Origin of the sequence: Streptococcus sp. HMSC034E12 (genome assembly GCF_001835915.1) — a bacterium.
GTDB classification, from domain to species: domain Bacteria; phylum Bacillota; class Bacilli; order Lactobacillales; family Streptococcaceae; genus Streptococcus; species Streptococcus vaginalis.
Genome location: NZ_KV826427.1, coordinates 58,674 through 76,481 on the forward strand (window position 1 = coordinate 58,674; position 17,808 = coordinate 76,481).

General features: G+C 39.0%; 15 protein-coding genes and 4 pseudogenes. 18 read left to right on the forward strand and 1 reads right to left on the reverse strand.

What is annotated here, in order from left to right; translation table 11 throughout:
• Positions 1-19 precede the first annotated feature (19 nt).
• The 18 genes and pseudogenes from HMPREF2574_RS00675 to phoU all read left to right on the forward strand — a co-directional run bounded on the left by HMPREF2574_RS00675 (position 20) and on the right by phoU (position 16,608).
• Complete coding sequence (locus tag HMPREF2574_RS00675; RefSeq protein ID WP_024052387.1) at positions 20-418, forward strand: NUDIX hydrolase; 399 nt, start codon at positions 20-22, stop codon at positions 416-418.
• A 24-nt stretch (positions 419-442) separates the two neighbouring features.
• Positions 443-1,342 (forward strand): annotated as a pseudogene (locus HMPREF2574_RS00680) (helix-turn-helix transcriptional regulator).
• 255 nt (positions 1,343-1,597) lie between these two features.
• Positions 1,598-3,367 (forward strand): ABC transporter ATP-binding protein, encoded by a 1,770-nt coding sequence (locus HMPREF2574_RS00685; protein WP_070812048.1) that lies wholly within the window; start codon positions 1,598-1,600, stop codon positions 3,365-3,367.
• A pseudogene (locus HMPREF2574_RS00690) lies at positions 3,360-5,099 on the forward strand (ABC transporter ATP-binding protein). Before HMPREF2574_RS00685 ends, HMPREF2574_RS00690 begins: the two are co-directional and overlap by 8 nt.
• A gap of 122 nt (positions 5,100-5,221) precedes the next feature.
• Entirely contained in the window at positions 5,222-6,496 is a 1,275-nt protein-coding gene (locus HMPREF2574_RS00695; protein ID WP_070812049.1) for a DUF2130 domain-containing protein, read from the forward strand.
• A 9-nt stretch (positions 6,497-6,505) separates the two neighbouring features.
• Positions 6,506-6,613: pseudogene (locus tag HMPREF2574_RS10510) on the forward strand (GNAT family N-acetyltransferase); the annotation flags it as partial.
• Between the two features lie 81 nt (positions 6,614-6,694).
• Positions 6,695-7,573 carry a tRNA pseudouridine(55) synthase TruB gene (truB, locus tag HMPREF2574_RS00700; RefSeq protein WP_070812050.1) on the forward strand — a complete coding sequence of 293 codons (879 nt, stop codon included), beginning with the start codon at positions 6,695-6,697 and terminating at the stop codon, positions 7,571-7,573.
• A gap of 25 nt (positions 7,574-7,598) precedes the next feature.
• The gene (locus tag HMPREF2574_RS00705; RefSeq protein ID WP_070812051.1) at positions 7,599-8,531 is read left to right on the forward strand and encodes a bifunctional riboflavin kinase/FAD synthetase; all 933 of its coding nucleotides are present in this window, start codon (positions 7,599-7,601) and stop codon (positions 8,529-8,531) included.
• A 121-nt stretch (positions 8,532-8,652) separates the two neighbouring features.
• Positions 8,653-9,054 (forward strand): Spx/MgsR family RNA polymerase-binding regulatory protein, encoded by a 402-nt coding sequence (locus tag HMPREF2574_RS00710; RefSeq protein WP_070812052.1) that lies wholly within the window; start codon positions 8,653-8,655, stop codon positions 9,052-9,054.
• Between the two features lies 1 nt (position 9,055).
• On the forward strand, positions 9,056-9,340 hold the full coding sequence (locus HMPREF2574_RS00715; RefSeq protein WP_024052397.1) for a UPF0223 family protein: 285 nt from the start codon (positions 9,056-9,058) through the stop codon (positions 9,338-9,340).
• A complete protein-coding gene (locus HMPREF2574_RS00720) occupies positions 9,324-10,097 on the forward strand; it encodes an inositol monophosphatase family protein (RefSeq protein ID WP_024052398.1) in 774 nt (257 codons plus the stop codon). Before HMPREF2574_RS00715 ends, HMPREF2574_RS00720 begins: the two co-directional genes overlap by 17 nt.
• On the forward strand, positions 10,098-11,402 hold the full coding sequence (locus tag HMPREF2574_RS00725; RefSeq protein ID WP_070812053.1) for an RsmF rRNA methyltransferase first C-terminal domain-containing protein: 1,305 nt from the start codon (positions 10,098-10,100) through the stop codon (positions 11,400-11,402). It begins immediately after the preceding gene.
• A gap of 105 nt (positions 11,403-11,507) precedes the next feature.
• Positions 11,508-12,374 carry a phosphate ABC transporter substrate-binding protein PstS family protein gene (locus HMPREF2574_RS00730; RefSeq protein ID WP_070812054.1) on the forward strand — a complete coding sequence of 289 codons (867 nt, stop codon included), beginning with the start codon at positions 11,508-11,510 and terminating at the stop codon, positions 12,372-12,374.
• Between the two features lie 21 nt (positions 12,375-12,395).
• A complete protein-coding gene (pstC, locus tag HMPREF2574_RS00735; RefSeq protein ID WP_024052401.1) occupies positions 12,396-13,307 on the forward strand; it encodes a phosphate ABC transporter permease subunit PstC in 912 nt (303 codons plus the stop codon).
• Entirely contained in the window at positions 13,297-14,181 is an 885-nt protein-coding gene (pstA, locus tag HMPREF2574_RS00740; protein WP_003024156.1) for a phosphate ABC transporter permease PstA, read from the forward strand. Before pstC ends, pstA begins: the two co-directional genes overlap by 11 nt.
• An 11-nt stretch (positions 14,182-14,192) precedes the next feature.
• Entirely contained in the window at positions 14,193-14,996 is an 804-nt protein-coding gene (pstB, locus tag HMPREF2574_RS00745) for a phosphate ABC transporter ATP-binding protein PstB (RefSeq protein WP_003024159.1), read from the forward strand.
• Between the two features lie 42 nt (positions 14,997-15,038).
• Positions 15,039-15,797 carry a phosphate ABC transporter ATP-binding protein PstB gene (gene pstB / locus HMPREF2574_RS00750; RefSeq protein WP_022526152.1) on the forward strand — a complete coding sequence of 253 codons (759 nt, stop codon included), beginning with the start codon at positions 15,039-15,041 and terminating at the stop codon, positions 15,795-15,797.
• Positions 15,798-15,954: 157 nt separating this feature from the next.
• Positions 15,955-16,608: a phosphate signaling complex protein PhoU gene (gene phoU / locus HMPREF2574_RS00755; RefSeq protein ID WP_003033270.1), complete on the forward strand. Its 654-nt coding sequence runs from the start codon at positions 15,955-15,957 to the stop codon at positions 16,606-16,608.
• Positions 16,609-16,716: 108 nt separating this feature from the next.
• Here the strand turns inward: phoU and HMPREF2574_RS10020 are convergent.
• Positions 16,717-17,802: pseudogene (locus HMPREF2574_RS10020) on the reverse strand (IS3 family transposase).
• Positions 17,803-17,808 lie beyond the last annotated feature (6 nt).

Below are 17,808 nucleotides of genomic sequence, written 5' to 3' on the forward strand. Positions count from 1 at the left end.
AATCTAAGGGACTACTGCGATGAAATATTCCATTGAAGCCTGGATTTATAACCCGATTGCTAAGGAAATTTTGCTCTTAAAAGTTAAAACTGAACAACTTTCTTTCTGGCAACCGATTACTGGTGGCATTGAAAATGGTGAAAGTTCTGAAATAGCTTGTATTCGTGAGATTTTTGAAGAAACTGGACTGGAAATCGAGCTAACAAAACTGTTGCAAGTCGGTCATTACACAGTTGTTATTGATGAAGACTTGACCATTTTTAAAACACTTTTTCTTGTGGAAACAAAGCAAAAAGATATTCGTATTTCTGATGAGCACATTGATTTTATGTGGACAGAAGTTAAAAAGGTGCCTGATATATTATACTGGCAGAGCAATCAAGAGACTTTTCAAAAGATTTTAGAGAAATTGAGATAAGGTGTTCATGGAAAGGCACGGTCTATGACAGAGAGTAGATTATTTAGAATAGTGTATGTTCTTTTAGAAAGGGATAACGTTACAGCGAAGGAGCTGGCAGAACAATTTGAAGTATCTGTTAGAACGATTTATCGAGATGTTGACCGATTTAGCAGCGCAGGTATTCCAATTTACACGACATAAGGCAGAGACGGAGGCATTCGACTGACGGAGGATTTTGTCCTAAATAGTTCTTTGCTTAATCAATCGGAAAAAGAGCAACTGTTGGTTGCTTTACAAGGATTAGGGGTTACGGGTCTTCTGCATGAAAACGAGCTTTTGACCAAACTATCGGCTTTATTTAAATTGAACCAACCAAACTGGATAGAAGTAGATTTTACCAGCTGGTCCAATAGCAAGAAATATGAAGAGCTATTTCAGAATTTGAAAAATGCAATCATCAGTAAGCAAGTGATTTCCTTTTCTTATGTTAGCAACAAAGAGGAATTCACCCAGCGTCAAGTAAAACCAGTTCGCCTGTTTTTTAAAGGACAATCCTGGTATCTTCATGCATTTTGCTTAGTCCGAAATGATTTTCGTTATTTTAAACTTTCTCGCATAAGCCAGCTAAAGCTTTTACCACAACATTTTGCAGATAACTTTGACAATGTTAGCTTGGAAAAAGAAGCGCGATTAGAAGAGGTCGTACGAGTCAAGCTGAAATTTAATAAAAAAGTTGCTTTCAGAGTATATGATGAACTGGATTGTCCAGTCAAAGAAGATGAGCAAGGAAACTTGTATGCAGAGATAGAAATTCCGAATGATTATAGTCTGTACTGCTATATTCTCTCTTTTGGAGACAATGTGGAAGTGCTGGAGCCAACAAAGATTCGTGTGCAAATAACAGAAATGATTGAACATATGGCACAAAAATATAAAAACTGATAGCAGTGTCTACTTTTTCAAGCTTCATTTGACTTTATTTCCAACCTCGAAAGGTTCTCCAAACCTTTCGAGCTGTGTGGAGGTGGGATAGAAATCAGGTTTCTACGAAACTACTGATTTCTGTCTCACTTTTTTATTTTGTTTGACATTAGAATTGTCAGAATTTATAATATAAGTATAAATTAAATGACAGCATATCATGAATTGTTTGACTAGGGTTCTTTATTTGTTTTTTAGGAGAAAGAAGGGATTTGTATAAAGAAAAAGTCGGTTGTATCTTGGATACTGGAATTTGTCTCTCTTCACAAATTTTATTTTATTGTTAGTCTTGTTTTTGCCTTTTTATCTGTTTTATGCGGATTTTTGCCTTATTTTTTTGTAGGAAATATCATCAATCAGCTCTTACAAGGCAATCGAGATTGGAATTTTTATGTTCTTCAGTCCATTTGGATAGGACTGGCATGGATAGCACATTGGGGATTTCACGGGATTTCGACGCTCTTGTCTCATACAGCAACCTTTAAGATTTTAGCAGAAATGCGCTATCGTCTGACAGAGAAATTGGCCAAATTGCCTCTGGGAACGGTTTTAAGTCAATCTTCTGGAACTTACAAAAATATCATTGTTGAGCGAGTGGATGCCACAGAAGTAACTTTGGCACACTTAATTCCTGAGTTTACATCCGGGCTATTTGGTCCCTTTATTATCTTAATTGCCATGTTAGTGATTGATTGGCGCCTAACCATGCTTTCGCTTCTGACAATCCCGATTGTTATCTTAGCTTATGGGAATATGCTACGCAAGAGCGAAGGTGATTTTGAAAATACAGTCGAGAAAACGAAGAAGCTCAATGATACAGCAGTAGAATACATAAATGGGATTGAAGTTATCAAGGTTTTTGGAAAAGAGAAATTTTCTTACGATAAATTTGTCAGGGCTGCCAAAGAAGGAGCTGATTGCTTTATTGAATGGATGCGTAAATGCGTAGTTGAAATGGGCATTGTTACAGCTTTCTTGCCGTCTGGTTTGCTTTTCTTACTCCCTTTTGGAACTCTCTTTTACCTTCAAGGTAGCCTAACAGCTAGTAACTTTATTTTACTAATCATTCTGTCTCTTAGCCTTTTGACGCCGTTTATTTTAGTGGCTTCCTATATGGATGATTTACGGAAAATTGCGACAATCTTTGGTGAAGTGATTGCTATTTTGGAAAAACCTGATTTGCCTCGTCCAACAGAATTAACGGACATTCCAAAAGGAACAGAACTTCAAATGACAGATGTTAGCTTTGGTTATTCAGATAAGGAAGAAGTATTGCATAGTATTTCCTTAACGATTGAGCCTGATACAGTAACTGCTCTTGTCGGCCCTTCTGGCTCAGGGAAATCTACGATTGTTAAACTTATAGCTTCTTTCTGGGATGTCAATTCTGGTAGTATTACCTTTGGTGGCGTAGATCTTCGAAACCTACCTCTTGATTATTACAGTCGTCAGATTGCTTATGTCACACAGGATAATTACCTTTTTGATGAAACGATTATGGAAAATATTCGTATGGGTAATTCCGCTGCTTCGGATGAAGAAGTGATTGACATTGCTCGCAAGTGCGGCTGCTATGATTTTATTAGTAATTTAGAAAATGGTTTTGAGACCCGTGTTGGAACTGGTGGTAATCATTTATCTGGTGGAGAACGACAACGGATTGCAATTGCACGAGCTATGCTGAAAAACGCACCAGTCATTATTTTGGATGAGGCAACGGCTTATACCGATCCTGAAAATGAAGCTCTCATTCAGTCTAGCTTAGCTCATTTGATAGAAGGTCGTACGCTTCTGGTCATTGCTCACCGTCTTTCAACGATTGCAAGTGCAGATCAGATTGTCGTAGTTAATGAAGGATGTATTGAGGTAAAAGTAAGACATATAGATTTGCTAAAGACTTGTCCGCTTTATGCTTCTATGTGGCAGGATCATCTTGCAGTAAAGGATAGCGATCAAATGACAGAAGGAGGATTGGCAGATGCTTAGTACATTGAAAAGATTCTTTGATTTTTGTACGGAAGAAGATCGTAAGAAATTCTATACTTCTGTTTGTTTAGGGGTTCTAAAAGCTTTCATTATTGCTTTTCGGATTCCAGCTAATGGGTTGGTTGTTATGGCTATCATTAACAATGATGTTTCTATGCAGACTGTATGGTTCTCTCTTGGAATGATGCTCTTGTCTGTTATTCTTAATATTTTGATTAGCCTGAAAGTTACGATGTTGCAGACAGAAGCAGGTTATCATACTTGTACCCATAAGCGGATTGAAATTGCTGAACACATGCGCTACCTGCCAATGGGATATTTTAATCAAAATAGTCTGGGACAAATTACCAGCGTCACAACTAATACGCTTGAAAGTCTAGCAGATGTTGCGACTCGGGTTGTTATGATGACGTTGGAAGGATTCCTAACGGCAGGAACTATTACGGTTTTTGTATTTATCTACGATTGGCGAATTGGTTTAATCTTGTTGGCAGGATTGATACTGTTTCTCTTGCCAAATGGATTGATGCGTTGGCAAGCTGGGAAAGTATCAGAAGCTAAACAACAAGCTGATACAGATTTGGTAGCAGTTGTGCTAGAATACAGTCAAGGGATTGCGGAAGTAAAGAACTATAATATTGTTTAATCATCTGCTAAAAAGCTATCGCATGCTATTGAGAATAAAAGGCATTTAGATACAAAGCTGACTTGGGTTACCTCGCCTTATATCGCTCTGCGAGGGATGATTACCAAGCTGACTGGAACGATTATGGGACTGTTCTCCATTTACTTTTACCTGCAGGGAAGTATGAGCCTTTTGATTTGTATCATGATGCTCATCAGTGCTTTTATGATTTACGAAAGTCTGGACGGAGTTGGTAGCTTTTCTTCTCTTCTTCGCATTGTTGATTGGTCAGTTGATATGGTCAATAAAGTTTTGTCGATTAAACCAATGGATATTAGCGGAAAAGATTTGCAGCCAAAAACCAGCAATATCAAGTTGGATCATGTCAGTTTCTCCTATGAAAGTAAGAAAATTATTGATGATGTATCGTTGGATATTCCAGAAAAGACGACAGCAGCTCTGGTGGGACCTTCTGGTTCTGGAAAGACAACTCTTTGCAATCTCATTGCTCGTTTTTGGGATATAGAAAATGGCAGCATCAGCTTAGATGGTCATGATGTAAAAGAATACAGCTATGACAGCCTTATTCGTAATTTCAGTTTTGTTTTTCAAACGGTCTATCTGTTTGAAGATACCATGGAAAATAACATTAAATTTGGAAATCCAGACGCTAGTCATGAAGAAGTTGTCGCTGCTGCGAAAAAAGCTGCTTGTCATGACTTTATCCTGTCTTTGACAGAGGGATATCAGACCAAGATTGGTGAGGGCGGACCCAGTCTCTCCGGTGGGGAACGGCAGCGGATTTCCATTGCTCGTGCCATTATCAAGGACGATCCAATTATCATTTTGGACGAAGCAACAGCCAATGTCGACCCTGAAAATGAAGAAGCGCTTATGCAAGCCATTCATTCTTTGACAAAGGATAAAACCATTATCATGATTGCTCATAGGCTAAAAACAGTAGAGCATGCCGATCAAATTATTGTTCTTAATCAAGGTCGTATAGTCGAACAAGGCAAACACCAAGAATTGCTTGCTAAACAAGGATTATATAGTCGCTTTATTCAGGAAAGACGCAGTGCTGCCAGTTGGCGGATAGAGGCTTAATTTAAAAAAAGATCGTTGTTCAAATATGCAACGGTCTTTTTATATTTAAGCTGTTGATTTAAAATCATCATGAGAAATGGTATAATGAGATGTTATAAAGAATGATTAATGAAGAGGTATCCATGAACGAAATCAAATGCCCCAACTGCGGGGAAGTCTTTACAGTCAACGAAAGTCAGTACAGCGAGCTCTTGGCTCAGGTACGGACGACAGAATTCGACAAGGAAATCCATACTCGAATTGAGCAGGCGTTAGCTTTAGAAAAACAAAAGGCACAGAATGAGCAACAGCAAGCGTTAAGTCAGAAAGAATCTGAAATTCAAGAGCTCAAGGCGACTATTTCCAATTTTGAATCCCAAAAAGAGCTAATCAAAAAGAATACAGAGCAGGCTTTGTCTGGAAAACTATCGGATAAAGAAAAAGAATTGGTAGAGCTACAAGCCCAACTAGACCGTCTTCGACTGGAACACCAAAATGAACTGCAAGCTTCGCTGACAAATATTGAAAAAGAACGCGACCAAATCCAAAACCAGCTTTTGTTGCAAGAGAAAGAAAATGAATTATCCCTTGCATCTGTTAAACAAAATTATGAAGCACAACTTAAGGCGGCCAATGAGCAAGTAGAATTTTACAAGAACTTTAAAGCACAACAGTCTACTAAGGCGATTGGAGAGAGCTTAGAACACTACGCTGAAAGCGAATTTAACAAGGTTCGCAGTTTTGCATTCCCGAATGCTTACTTTGAGAAGGATAATCAGGTTTCTGCACGAGGGTCTAAAGGAGATTTCATTTTCCGTGAGGAAGATGAAAGCGGAGTAGAAATCATTTCTATCATGTTTGAGATGAAAAATGAAGCAGACGGTACGGAGAAGAAGCATAAAAACGCTGATTTTTACAAAGAATTGGACAAGGATCGCAGGGAAAAGAAATGTGAGTATGCTGTTTTGGTAAGTATGCTGGAAGCAGATAATGATTATTTCAACACTGGCATTGTTGATGTTAGCCATGAGTATGAAAAAATGTATGTGGTTCGTCCTCAATTTTTTATCCAGCTCATTGGGCTTTTACGAAATGCTGCGCTCAATTCTCTTAAATACAAGCAGGAGCTGGCTCTGGTTCGGGAGCAAAATATTGACATTACCCACTTTGAAGATGATTTAGAAACCTTTAAAGTAGCCTTTGCTAAAAATTATAATTCAGCTTCTAAGAATTTCAATAAGGCAATCGAAGAAATTGACAAAGCCATTAAGCGAATGGAAGCAGTCAAACAGGCACTTCAGACATCAGACAATCAACTGCGCCTCGCCAACAACAAACTAGATGACGTCTCCGTTAAGAAACTGACCCGCAAAAATCCAACTATGAAAGCTAAGTTTGAGGCATTGAAGAACGACTAGGAGGAAACGATGCAGATACGACAAGCAACCTTGAAAGACATAGAAGCCTTGCTACCCCTCTATGAAGATTTAGGCTATCCGACGATTACTTCAAGTCTGACTAGAGGTTTGGATACAGCTTCATTATGGCTCTTGTGGACTGAAAAAACAAGGAATTTAATCAACTACTAATAGAATTTTTAGCAGAATAAGGAATCAATGAACGGAATTATCAATTTAAAAAAGGAAGCGGGGATGACCTCGCATGATGCGGTATTTAAGCTGCGCAAAATTTTAGGAACTAAGAAAATCGGTCATGGGGGTACCTTGGATCCAGATGTGGTCGGGGTGCTTCCGATTGCTGTGGGCAAGGCGACGCGCTTGGTTGAGTTTATGCAGGAGGAAGGCAAGGTCTATGAGGGGGAGATTACTCTGGGCTGCTCAACAACGACAGAGGATGCTAGTGGGGAGCAGATTGCTTTCAGCCCTGTGACTGAAATATTGGATGAAAACTTAGTGGATCAAGTCATTGCTAGTATGGTTGGAGAGCAGACTCAAGTGCCGCCTATGTACTCGGCTGTCAAGGTCAATGGGCGAAAACTCTATGAGTATGCTCGTTCTGGAGAGACAGTAGAGCGACCGAAGCGTCAGGTGACAATTTATAACTTTGAGCGGACAGGAGCTATTGTCTATGAAAGTGACTTGGCACGTTTTCCTTTTCGAGTTAAATGCAGCAAGGGGACCTATGTGCGAACATTGGCAGTTGATTTAGGGGCGAAGTTGGGTTATGCTTCCCACATGTCTCAACTGACTCGCACTGCTGCAGCTGGCATGTCTTTGGAAGAAGCATTGACTTTAGCAGAAATTGATGAGAAGGTGAATAAAGGAGACTTTTCATTTTTGCAGCCCATTGAATTCGGCATAGGAGATTTACCTAAGGTAAACCTTACGGAAGAGCAGGTTGAAGAAGTACGATTTGGACGCTTTATTCATATAGATACCAAGGCAGAACAGGTGGCTGGCTTTTATCAAGGGAAATTACAAGTCATTTTAGAAAAGCGTGACAAAGAATATAAACCTAGAAAAGTATTTCTTTAAAATTTTGTGATAAAATAGTTAAGTGATGAAAACGATTAGAATAAAAAATGAAAAAGACATTCAGCAAATTGAACACACAGTATTAGTGCTAGGGTATTTTGACGGGTTACATAAAGGACATCAAGCTTTGTTTGCTGAAGCGAGAAAAATGGCAGCAGAAAAACATTTGAAGATTGCAGTGCTGACATTTCCAGAATCTCCCAAATTGGCCTTTGTACGCTACCAGCCTTCTTTAATGCTTCATTTGACTAGTCCAGAAGATCGCTTGCAGCAAATGAAAAATCTTGGTGTAGACTACCTTTATTTGATTGATTTTACCAGTCAATTTGCTCGTAATACGGCTGAACAATTTTTTACAAAATACATCTCGCGTTTGAAAGCAAAAGTTGTCATTGCGGGATTTGATTACCATTTTGGTTCAGATCGAGGCAATGCAGAGGATTTGGAGAAACTGTTTGAAGGACAAGTTATCATAGTTCCTTCTGTAAATTTCAATGGAGCAAAAATTAGTTCAACTCGCATTCGTGAAACGGTACTAGCAGGAAATGTTGCCGAAAGCAATCAATTGCTGAGCTATTCGCTATCCACCCGCGGAATTGTCGTTCATGGCAATGCAAGAGGGCGGACGATTGGCTATCCAACGGCAAATCTTGCTCCCTTGGATCGGGTTATTTTACCAGCAGATGGGGTCTATGTGGTTGATGTAGAGCACGATGGGCAGATATATCGCGGAATGGCTAGCGTTGGAAAAAATGTCACTTTTGAAGGTGATGAACTTCGTTTTGAAGCTAATATTTTTGATTTTTCACAAGATATTTACGGTGATACTATTCGTATTTTTTGGTTGGATAAAATCCGAGATATGGTAAAATTCGACAATGTGGACGAACTAGTCAAACAATTGCAAGCAGATGAGGAAATCGCAAGATATTGGATTCCTGAAAATGATAACCACTAAATCATGTATTAAGCTTCTTATTTTTCCTAAAAGAATAGGAGAAAATTTGTAAAAATACCTAGTAATCTTACATAAAATTTAGTATAATGATAACAGTTACAAATAATAAGAAGAGAAATGCATGGTTACACTATTTTTATCACCGAGTTGTACAAGTTGTCGCAAGGCGCGTGCATGGTTATCCAATCATGAAGTTCCTTTTGAGGAGCACAATATCATGACTAGTCCACTGTCTGCACCAGAATTGAAACATATTCTTTCTCTGACGGAGAATGGAACAGACGACATCATTTCAACTCGCTCCAAAATATTTCAAAAATTAAATTTAGATGTTGAAAGTTTATCAATTTCTGAATTGCTTCGTTTAATCGAGGAAAATCCAAGCCTTTTGCGTCGTCCAATTATTTTAGAGGGAAAACGAATGCAGATTGGATTTAACGAAGACGAAATCCGTGCGTTTTTGCCTCGTGGTTATCGTAAACAAGAATTGCGCGATGCAACTTTGAGAGCTGAGATTGAATAATATGAATAAAAATTATCGTTACCCGCTAGACATGTCGTGGAGCACTGAAGAGCTTGCTTCAGTGCTTTCTTTTTTGAATGATGTTGAGCAGGCTTATGAAGCGAAAATAGCAGCAGAAAAGATATTAGCATCTTATCAACAATTCAAAAAAATTGTTCCAAGCAAAGCTGAAGAAAAGCGTATCGGACGTGAATTTGAAACAGCGAGTGGCTATTCTTTATATCGAGCCGTTCAAGCTGCAAAACAAAAGGAGAAAGGAACGTTTTCTCTTGGAAAAGAAATTTAATTTTGCCAAGCACATTGTATTGAATGCGGCTTCTTATATTAAAGAGCATTTGAATGATCAGTTGCAAATTGAGACCAAGTCCAGTCCGACTGATTTGGTAACTCAAATGGACAAAGAAGTTCAGGATAATTTAGTAACCTGGATTTTAGAAGCTTATCCTGCAGATCACATTTTAGCTGAGGAAAATGGCTTGCGTCATTCTATTTCAGATGGCAATGTTTGGGTCATTGATCCTATTGACGGCACGAATAACTTTGTAGCACAAAAAGCAGATTTTGCTGTTGTTCTGGCTTATTTTGAAAATGGCATTGGTCAATTTGGTGTCATTTATGATGTGATAGGAGATAAATTGTATCACGGCGGTGGTCAATTTGATGTCTATTGCAATGAGCAGAAATTGCTTCCCTACCAAGATCGCCCTTTAAATCAGTTTTTAATGGCATCAAATGCTGGTATTTTTGAGCGCAATGATTGGGGAATTGCGGATTTGGCAAAAGAAACCTTGGGCGTTCGAGTGTACGGAAGTGCTGCGATTAGTTTTAGCAAGGTTTTATCAGGACAACTGTTGACCTATATTTCCTATATTTGGCCTTGGGATTATGCTGCAGCTTCGATTATGGGAGATAAGCTAGGCTATATGACATTGACATTTGAGGGTGAGGAGCCTGATTTTGAAAGCCACCAAGGTATTATGATGATTCCAACTATGAAATTGAACGAAATTAAAAAATACATATATCGAAAGCGAGAGTATTAGATGAATTTTCCAAAAGGATTTGAAGAAAAGTACAACAATCTTTTGGGAGAGGAGGCTCCCTCTTTTTTTCTAACTTTCGATGAGGATCCAGTTTCCGCTTTTCGGGTCAATCCATTAAAAGAGCAGCAAAAAACTTTTCCAAATCCTATTCCAAATACGAACTGGGGTTATTATGGCAAAGTTTCTGGAAAATCAATAGAGCATGTCACAGGATTAGTCTATTCACAAGAACCTGCTGCACAAATGGTTGCCCAAGCTGCAGCGCCACAACAGAATATGAAATTACTTGATTTGGCAGCAGCGCCGGGTGGAAAATCCACTCATCTATTGTCATACTTGAACAACACAGGTCTTCTTGTTTCCAATGAAATCAATCCAAAACGATGTAAAGTGTTAGTAGAAAATATTGAGCGATTTGGAGCGAGAAATGTTGTGGTGACAAATGAATCAGCTGGCAGATTAAGTCAAGTCTTTCAAGGTTATTTTGACTTGATTGTCTTAGATGCACCATGTTCTGGTGAAGGAATGTTTAGAAAGCAGCCAGAAGCAATGGAGTATTGGAGTGAATCTTATCCTGCTCAATGTGTACAGCTTCAACGTGAGATATTGGAAGATACGATAAAAATGTTGGCGACGAATGGTGAGTTGATTTACTCAACTTGTACTTGGGCACCAGAGGAAAACGAGGAAATCGTTGACTGGCTGTTAGAAAACTATCCACTTGAATTGGTTGAAATTCCAAAAATCAATGGTATGGTGGCTGGTATTCACTTTTCGGGAACTGCACGTATGTATCCTCATCATTTTAAGGGAGAGGGACAATTTGTTGCAAAATTTCGTTTTTATGGTGAGCAGTCAGCTAAAAAGATAAAGACAAGAAAAAGCTGTTTGACATCGGAGCAGAAGATGTTGTGGAAAGAGTTTCAAAGAGAACATCTTGCCATAGAGCTAACTGGCGAGTTACAGACTTTTGGTGAACATTTATATCTATTGCCACTAGGTCTTCCAGAATTATCGAAACTTAAAATTGCCAGAAATGGTTTGCACCTAGGTGTTTTTAAGAAAAAACGATTTGAACCGAGTTTTGCTTTAGGACTGACTTTAAAACCAAGTGAAGTAAAGCACATAATTGAAATTGATGAAGAGCAGTTTAAAAAGTACGTTGCCGGGGAGACAGTCAATCTCCATCAGAACACTGCAAATGGTTGGTATCAAGTTGTTGTCCAAGGTAATGGTTTAGGGTTTGCAAAAGTGACTGGAAATATTCTGAAAAATTATTTTCCAAAAGGCCTGAGATTTCAATAAAAAATCTTTCCAAATGTCTAAAGATATGCTATAGTGAGATTAGATGTGAAAAGATTAGGGAAATCTTAGAATGAAAATGCTTTCACATCTGAAAAGGAGTTTCATGTGATTAAACACAAAAAAATAATTTGGGCAGTCACTCTCGTGATTTGCAGCATTGGTCTTTCAGCCTGTTCTTCCTGGATTAACCGCGGTGAGGCGATAACAGCAGTTGGCTCAACAGCTCTACAACCGTTGGTTGAAGCAGTTGTGGATAAATACACCGAGGAAAATCCGAAAAAAATTGTAAATGTGCAAGGTGGAGGATCGGGAACTGGATTATCACAAGTCCAATCCGGTGCAGTAGATATTGGAAATAGCGATTTATTTGCAGAAGAAAAAAGTGGTATCAATGCTAAGGCTTTAGTTGATCATCAGGTCGCTGTTGCAGGTACTGCTATCATAGCAAATAAAGGGATTAAGATAAACAACTTAACCACAGAGCAGCTATGTAAAATTTTTACCGGAGAATACACCAATTGGAAGCAAGTTGGTGGTCAAGATTTGGAAATTACCATCATCAACCGTGCCGTTGGTTCTGGTAGTCGAGCAGTTTTTGATAGTGTTATTATGAATGGCAAAGAAGCCAAGCAGGCGCAGGAGCAGGATTCTAACGGAATGGTCAAAACAATTGTTTCACAGACTCCAGGTGCCATTTCTTACTTAGCTTTTTCTTATGTGGACACGAGTGTGAAAAGTTTAAACTTGAATGGCTACAAGCCAACGAAGAAGAATGTGACAACGAACAACTGGCCTATTTGGTCTTATGAGCACATGTATACTAAGGGAGAACCTAACAAATTAGCTAAAAAACTTCTAGATTATATGATGACAGCAGAAGTCCAAAATAATATTGTTGGTAAAATGGGTTACATTCCTATCAACGACATGAAAGTTACTCGTAGTCTTGACGGAACGATCAGCTCAAAGTAAAAGAAAGAATTTAGGAATAACATGAACGAAGTAGCAAAAAAAATGCTGACAAAGTCAAAAAACTCTCGTTTAGAAACATTTGGAAAAACCATTACTTTTCTTTGCATGAGTTTAATTGTTTTTGTCGTTGCAATGATTTTATTATTTGTAGCGGAGAAAGGACTTTCGACTTTCTTTGTTAATAAAGTAAACATCTTCAGTTTTCTTTTTGGAACAAGGTGGAATCCATCCGGTAGGGAATTCGGTGCTTTACCAATGATTCTGGGCTCTTTCCTCGTAACTCTCCTATCAGCTTTATTAGCAACACCATTTGCAATTGGAGCAGCTGTTTTTATGACGGAGGTTTCCCCTAAAGGCTCAAAAATTCTACAACCAGCTATTGAACTTCTAGTCGGAATTCCATCGGTTGTGTATGGATTTATTGGATTACAGGTAGTTGTTCCCTTTGTTCGCAGTATCTTTGGTGGAACAGGTTTTGGAATCTTATCAGGAATTTTTGTTCTTTTTGTCATGATTTTACCAACGGTGACCTTTATGACAACAGATAGCCTGCGTGCTGTACCGCGGCATTATCGAGAAGCTAGTATGGCAATGGGAGCGACTCGTTGGCAAACGATTTGGCGTGTGACGCTAAAAGCAGCTCGCTCAGGTATTTTTACGGCTATTGTCTTTGGAATGGCTCGTGCCTTTGGTGAAGCTTTGGCGATTCAAATGGTTGTCGGAAATTCAGCGGTTATCCCAACTTCTCTGACAACACCTGCTGCAACCTTGACCTCTATTTTAACAATGGGAATTGGAAATACCGTTATGGGAACCGTTAATAACAATGTCTTGTGGTCGCTTGCTCTGGTTCTGCTTTTGATGAGTTTAGCCTTCAATACTGTGATTAAATTGATTACAAAGGAAAGAGGTAAGAAGAACTATGCACGCTAAAAAGATGGATAAATTAGCAACAGGCGTCCTTTATACCATTGCAGGAATCATTGTTGCTATTCTTGCTTCCTTGATTTTGTACATTTTAGTAAGGGGCTTACCTCATGTTTCGTGGAAATTCTTGACTGGACAATCGTCTTCCTATCAAGCGGGCGGCGGAATTGGAATTCAGCTCTATAATTCATTGTTTCTGTTAGTTATCACCTTGATTATTTCCATTCCTCTATCAATGGGAGCAGGGATTTACTTGTCTGAATATGCTAAAAAAGGCCCAGTGACAGATTTTGTCAGAACCTGTATTGAAATTTTATCCTCCTTGCCTTCCGTTGTTGTGGGTCTCTTTGGATATTTGATTTTTGTTATTCAATTCCAATATGGTTTCTCAATCATTTCTGGAGCCTTGGCTTTGACTGTATTTAATCTACCGCAGATGACACGTAGTGTGGAAGACAGCTTACAGCATGTGCATCATACACAGCGCGAAGCTGGACTTGCACTTGGCATCTCTCGCTGGGAAACGATCGTCCATGTCGTCGTTCCAGAAGCGTTACCAAGTATTGTGACGGGGATTGTATTAGCTTCTGGACGTATTTTTGGGGAAGCTGCTGCGCTTATCTATACAGCAGGTCAGTCTGCCCCAGCACTTGACTGGTCAAATTGGAATATTTTCAGTGTAACTAGCCCAATTTCTGTTTTTCGTCAAGCTGAAACTTTGGCTGTTCACATTTGGAAAGTCAATAGTGAAGGAACGATTCCTGATGCAGTAGAAGTGTCAGCTGGATCAGCGGCAGTACTTCTTATCTTTATTTTAATCTTTAACCTTGGAGCTCGTAAGCTCGGAAGTTATCTGCATAAGAAATTAACATCTGCCTAAAAGGAGAAGAAATGACAGAATATAACTGGAATGAAAAACATATCGTTACTTTTCCTGAGGAAGAGGTTGTTTTATCAACGAAGGATTTGCATGTTTACTATGGTAAAAACGAATCCATTAAAGGGGTTGATATGCAGTTCAAGAAAAATAAGATTACAGCTCTTATCGGGCCTTCAGGTTCTGGTAAGTCAACCTATCTTCGCAGCTTGAATCGGATGAATGATACGATTGACATTGCTAAGGTCACTGGTGAGATCTGGTATGAAGGTATTGACATTAATCGCCCAGATATCAATGTCTATGAAATGCGGAAGCATATCGGAATGGTCTTTCAAAGACCAAATCCTTTTGCCAAATCTGTTTACCGCAACATCACCTTTGCGCATGAACGTGCCGGTGTTAAGGATAAGAAAATCTTAGATGAAATTGTAGAAACATCTCTAAAACAAGCAGCTCTGTGGGAACAGGTAAAGGATGACCTTCATAAATCTGCTTTGATGTTATCAGGCGGTCAGCAGCAACGTCTCTGCATTGCCAGAGCCATTTCCGTGAAGCCAGAAATACTTCTAATGGATGAACCTGCTTCTGCACTCGATCCAATCGCAACAGCGCAGTTAGAAGAAACGATGTTAGAGTTGAAGAAGAACTATACGATTATCATCGTGACCCACAGCATGCAGCAAGCGGCGCGTGCGAGCGATTATACCGGTTTCTTCTATCTTGGTGATTTAATCGAATATGATGAAACAGCCAATATTTTCCAAAATGCTAAGTTACAGTCTACAAATGACTATGTTTCTGGTCATTTTGGCTAAGAAAATTGCTGATTAATTAGAATTTATTAAAGGACTATCAGAATGACAGAACCTATTTTACAAATCAAGGACTTGTCGGTTTATTATAACAAAAAGAAAGCACTTAATAGTGTATCGTTGGATGTATTGCCTCATGAGATTACAGCTTTGATTGGTCCTTCTGGGTCGGGAAAATCAACACTCTTAAAAGCAATTAATCGCATGGGTGATTTAAATCCAGAGGTGACAACGACAGGTACTGTAATTTATAACGGGCACAATATTTACAGTCCACGGACAGATACGGTGGAGCTTCGCAAAGAAATTGGAATGGTTTTTCAACAGCCCAATCCATTTCCAATGACGATTTATGAAAATGTTGTCTACGGTTTGCGAATCAATGGTGTTAAAGACAAAGAGATACTAGATGAAGTAGTTGAAACATCATTAAAAGGAGCATCTATTTGGGATGAAGTGAAAGATCGTTTGAATGATTCAGCGATTGGTTTGTCAGGCGGTCAGCAGCAACGTGTCTGTGTGGCTCGTGTTTTGGCGACGAGTCCGAAAATCATCCTTTTAGATGAGCCAACATCAGCACTTGATCCCATTTCTGCAGGAAAAATTGAAGAAACACTTCATGGGCTGAAAGATCAATATACAATGTTACTCGTAACCCGCTCAATGCAACAGGCTAGTCGTATTTCAGATAAGACAGCTTTCTTCCTAAATGGTGATTTGATTGAGTTTAATGCCACGAAAGAGATGTTCCTCAGTCCGATTCATAAGGAAACGGAAGATTATATCACAGGCAAGTTTGGTTAGAGATTGTAATTGTTCACTACAATATTGTGGTTATTTCTAATGTTTTGGAGATTACCGATTTCCTATATATATAAATGCACATATGCTTGTAGACAAGAATTATGTAAAAAGATGGATTTTCGTATAAAATTCTTTAGATCTTAGGAAAGGAAAATTTATGCTTAGAGTACAATTTGAAGAAGACTTAGCAAAACTTCATAACCAATTTTATGCAATGGGAAATGAAGTTTTGTCACAGATTAATCGCACAGTTCGTGCATTTGTGACCCACGATCGTGAATTAGCAAAAGAGGTTATCGAAGAAGACGCAGAAGTAAATGAATATGAAGTAAAGTTGGAGAAAAAATCTCTGGAAATTATTGCTTTGCAGCAGCCAGTTTCACAAGACTTACGCACAGTTATTACAGTTTTGAAAGCAAGTAGTGATGTGGAAAGGATGGGGGATCATGCTGTTTCCATTGCACAAGCGACGATCCGCATGAAAGGAGAAGTTCGCATCCAGTCTGTTGAGGAAGAAATCAGCAAGATGGGGCGTGATGTTAAGAACTTTGTGGAAGCAGCGCTTGATCTTTACCTTAATGGCGACGTGGATAAGGCCTATGAAGTAGCTGCTATGGATGAGAAAATCAATCAGTACTTTGATGATATTCGAGACTTAGCAACGCAAGAAATTAAGTCAAATCCAGATTTGATTGTTACAGGTCGTGATTACTTCCAAGTTATTTCGTACTTAGAACGTATTGGTGATTACGCCAAAAATATCTGTGAATGGGTTGTTTATTTTGAAACAGGTAAAATTGTTGAAATGTAAATACTAACTTAAAAAATTTGAGAATCGGTACTGCACCCCAATAATGGGACAGAAGAAAAAACCTTTTTAGGCGACCAGATTTCTGTAATCTACAGGATACCGGTCGTTTCATCTCTGTTGAATTCTAGTTTCATTATAAAATATGATGTAGATTTGACAATATCTGTTCTACTATCTTTGGTTAAGTTTCTCCAGTTATGGAGATAGAAGGTTTCAGACTTTAGGACAGAATGAAACCATTCGATACAGGCATTATCTGCTGGTGTTCCCTTGCGGGACATAGAGCGGGTGATGCTTTTTTCTGTGCAAGCCTGATAATAAGCTTTTGAGGTGTAGACAGAGCCCTGATCGCTGTGCAACAGCGCTCCTTGAGACACATTCAGTTGGTTCAAAGTATCCAACACAAAGTCCGTATCCTGACAATCTGAGATTGTATAAGCCACAATCTCACGATTATAGAGGTCCATGATAGAGGAAAGGTAGAGTTTACAGTTTCCAAAGTAGAGGTAGGTCATGTCTGTGACTAGCTTCTCCAGTGGCTTTTCTGCTTGAAAATCACGGTCTAGCTTATTTTCTGTTACATAGTAGGGCTTACCTAGACTCGGTCCCTTCTTAGGACGTACACGGCAGAACCAACCATTCTCCTTCATGATACGATAAACCTTTTTAGGATTGATGACAAGGTTATCCCTCTTCTTGAGCAATCGAGTGATGGTACGGTAGCCGTAGATAACCTGATTTCCCATACAGATTCGCTCGATTTTTTCTACAACCTCGTCCCTTTTTTAGGCTTCTCACCTTCTGCTTTCCAACGGTAGAAAGTGGATCGTTTGATACCAAAACAGTCCAGAGTGACGGATACTGAGCAGACGTTTTTGTATTCTTCCACCAGCTTGATAAGACTTACTTTGTCGATGGTCTTATCAAGATCCGATACTTTTTTAGTAGTTCCACCTGTAGTCGTAACTGTTCCACTTCGGATAGCTGTTCCATTCCTTTACCGTAGGTATATTGTTTCCCCACAGGTTGGTGGAAGCGGTGCAGTTCATCATTTCGATACCATCGCCACCAGGTTTTGACCTGACTAACATTTTTTATGCTCAGAGTCTCCATGATAACCTTATTGGACTTACCTGCTTTCTTCATTTCGATACAGGCTAACTTAGTTTCTACCGAATACGCTTTTTTGACCATAACAAA

Bases quoted from the DNA above. Each gene is read 5' to 3' on its own strand.
- HMPREF2574_RS00675 (WP_024052387.1), top strand. From the start codon at position 20: ATGAAATATTCCATTGAAGCCTGGATTTATAACCCGATTGCTAAGGAA.
- HMPREF2574_RS00695 (WP_070812049.1), top strand. From the start codon at position 5,222: ATGAACGAAATCAAATGCCCCAACTGCGGGGAAGTCTTTACAGTCAAC.
- truB (WP_070812050.1), top strand. From the start codon at position 6,695: ATGAACGGAATTATCAATTTAAAAAAGGAAGCGGGGATGACCTCGCAT.
- HMPREF2574_RS00705 (WP_070812051.1), top strand. From the start codon at position 7,599: ATGAAAACGATTAGAATAAAAAATGAAAAAGACATTCAGCAAATTGAA.
- HMPREF2574_RS00710 (WP_070812052.1), top strand. From the start codon at position 8,653: ATGGTTACACTATTTTTATCACCGAGTTGTACAAGTTGTCGCAAGGCG.
- HMPREF2574_RS00715 (WP_024052397.1), top strand. From the start codon at position 9,056: ATGAATAAAAATTATCGTTACCCGCTAGACATGTCGTGGAGCACTGAA.
- HMPREF2574_RS00725 (WP_070812053.1), top strand. From the start codon at position 10,098: ATGAATTTTCCAAAAGGATTTGAAGAAAAGTACAACAATCTTTTGGGA.
- pstC (WP_024052401.1), top strand. From the start codon at position 12,396: ATGAACGAAGTAGCAAAAAAAATGCTGACAAAGTCAAAAAACTCTCGT.
- pstA (WP_003024156.1), top strand. From the start codon at position 13,297: ATGCACGCTAAAAAGATGGATAAATTAGCAACAGGCGTCCTTTATACC.
- pstB (WP_003024159.1), top strand. From the start codon at position 14,193: ATGACAGAATATAACTGGAATGAAAAACATATCGTTACTTTTCCTGAG.
- pstB (WP_022526152.1), top strand. From the start codon at position 15,039: ATGACAGAACCTATTTTACAAATCAAGGACTTGTCGGTTTATTATAAC.
- phoU (WP_003033270.1), top strand. From the start codon at position 15,955: ATGCTTAGAGTACAATTTGAAGAAGACTTAGCAAAACTTCATAACCAA.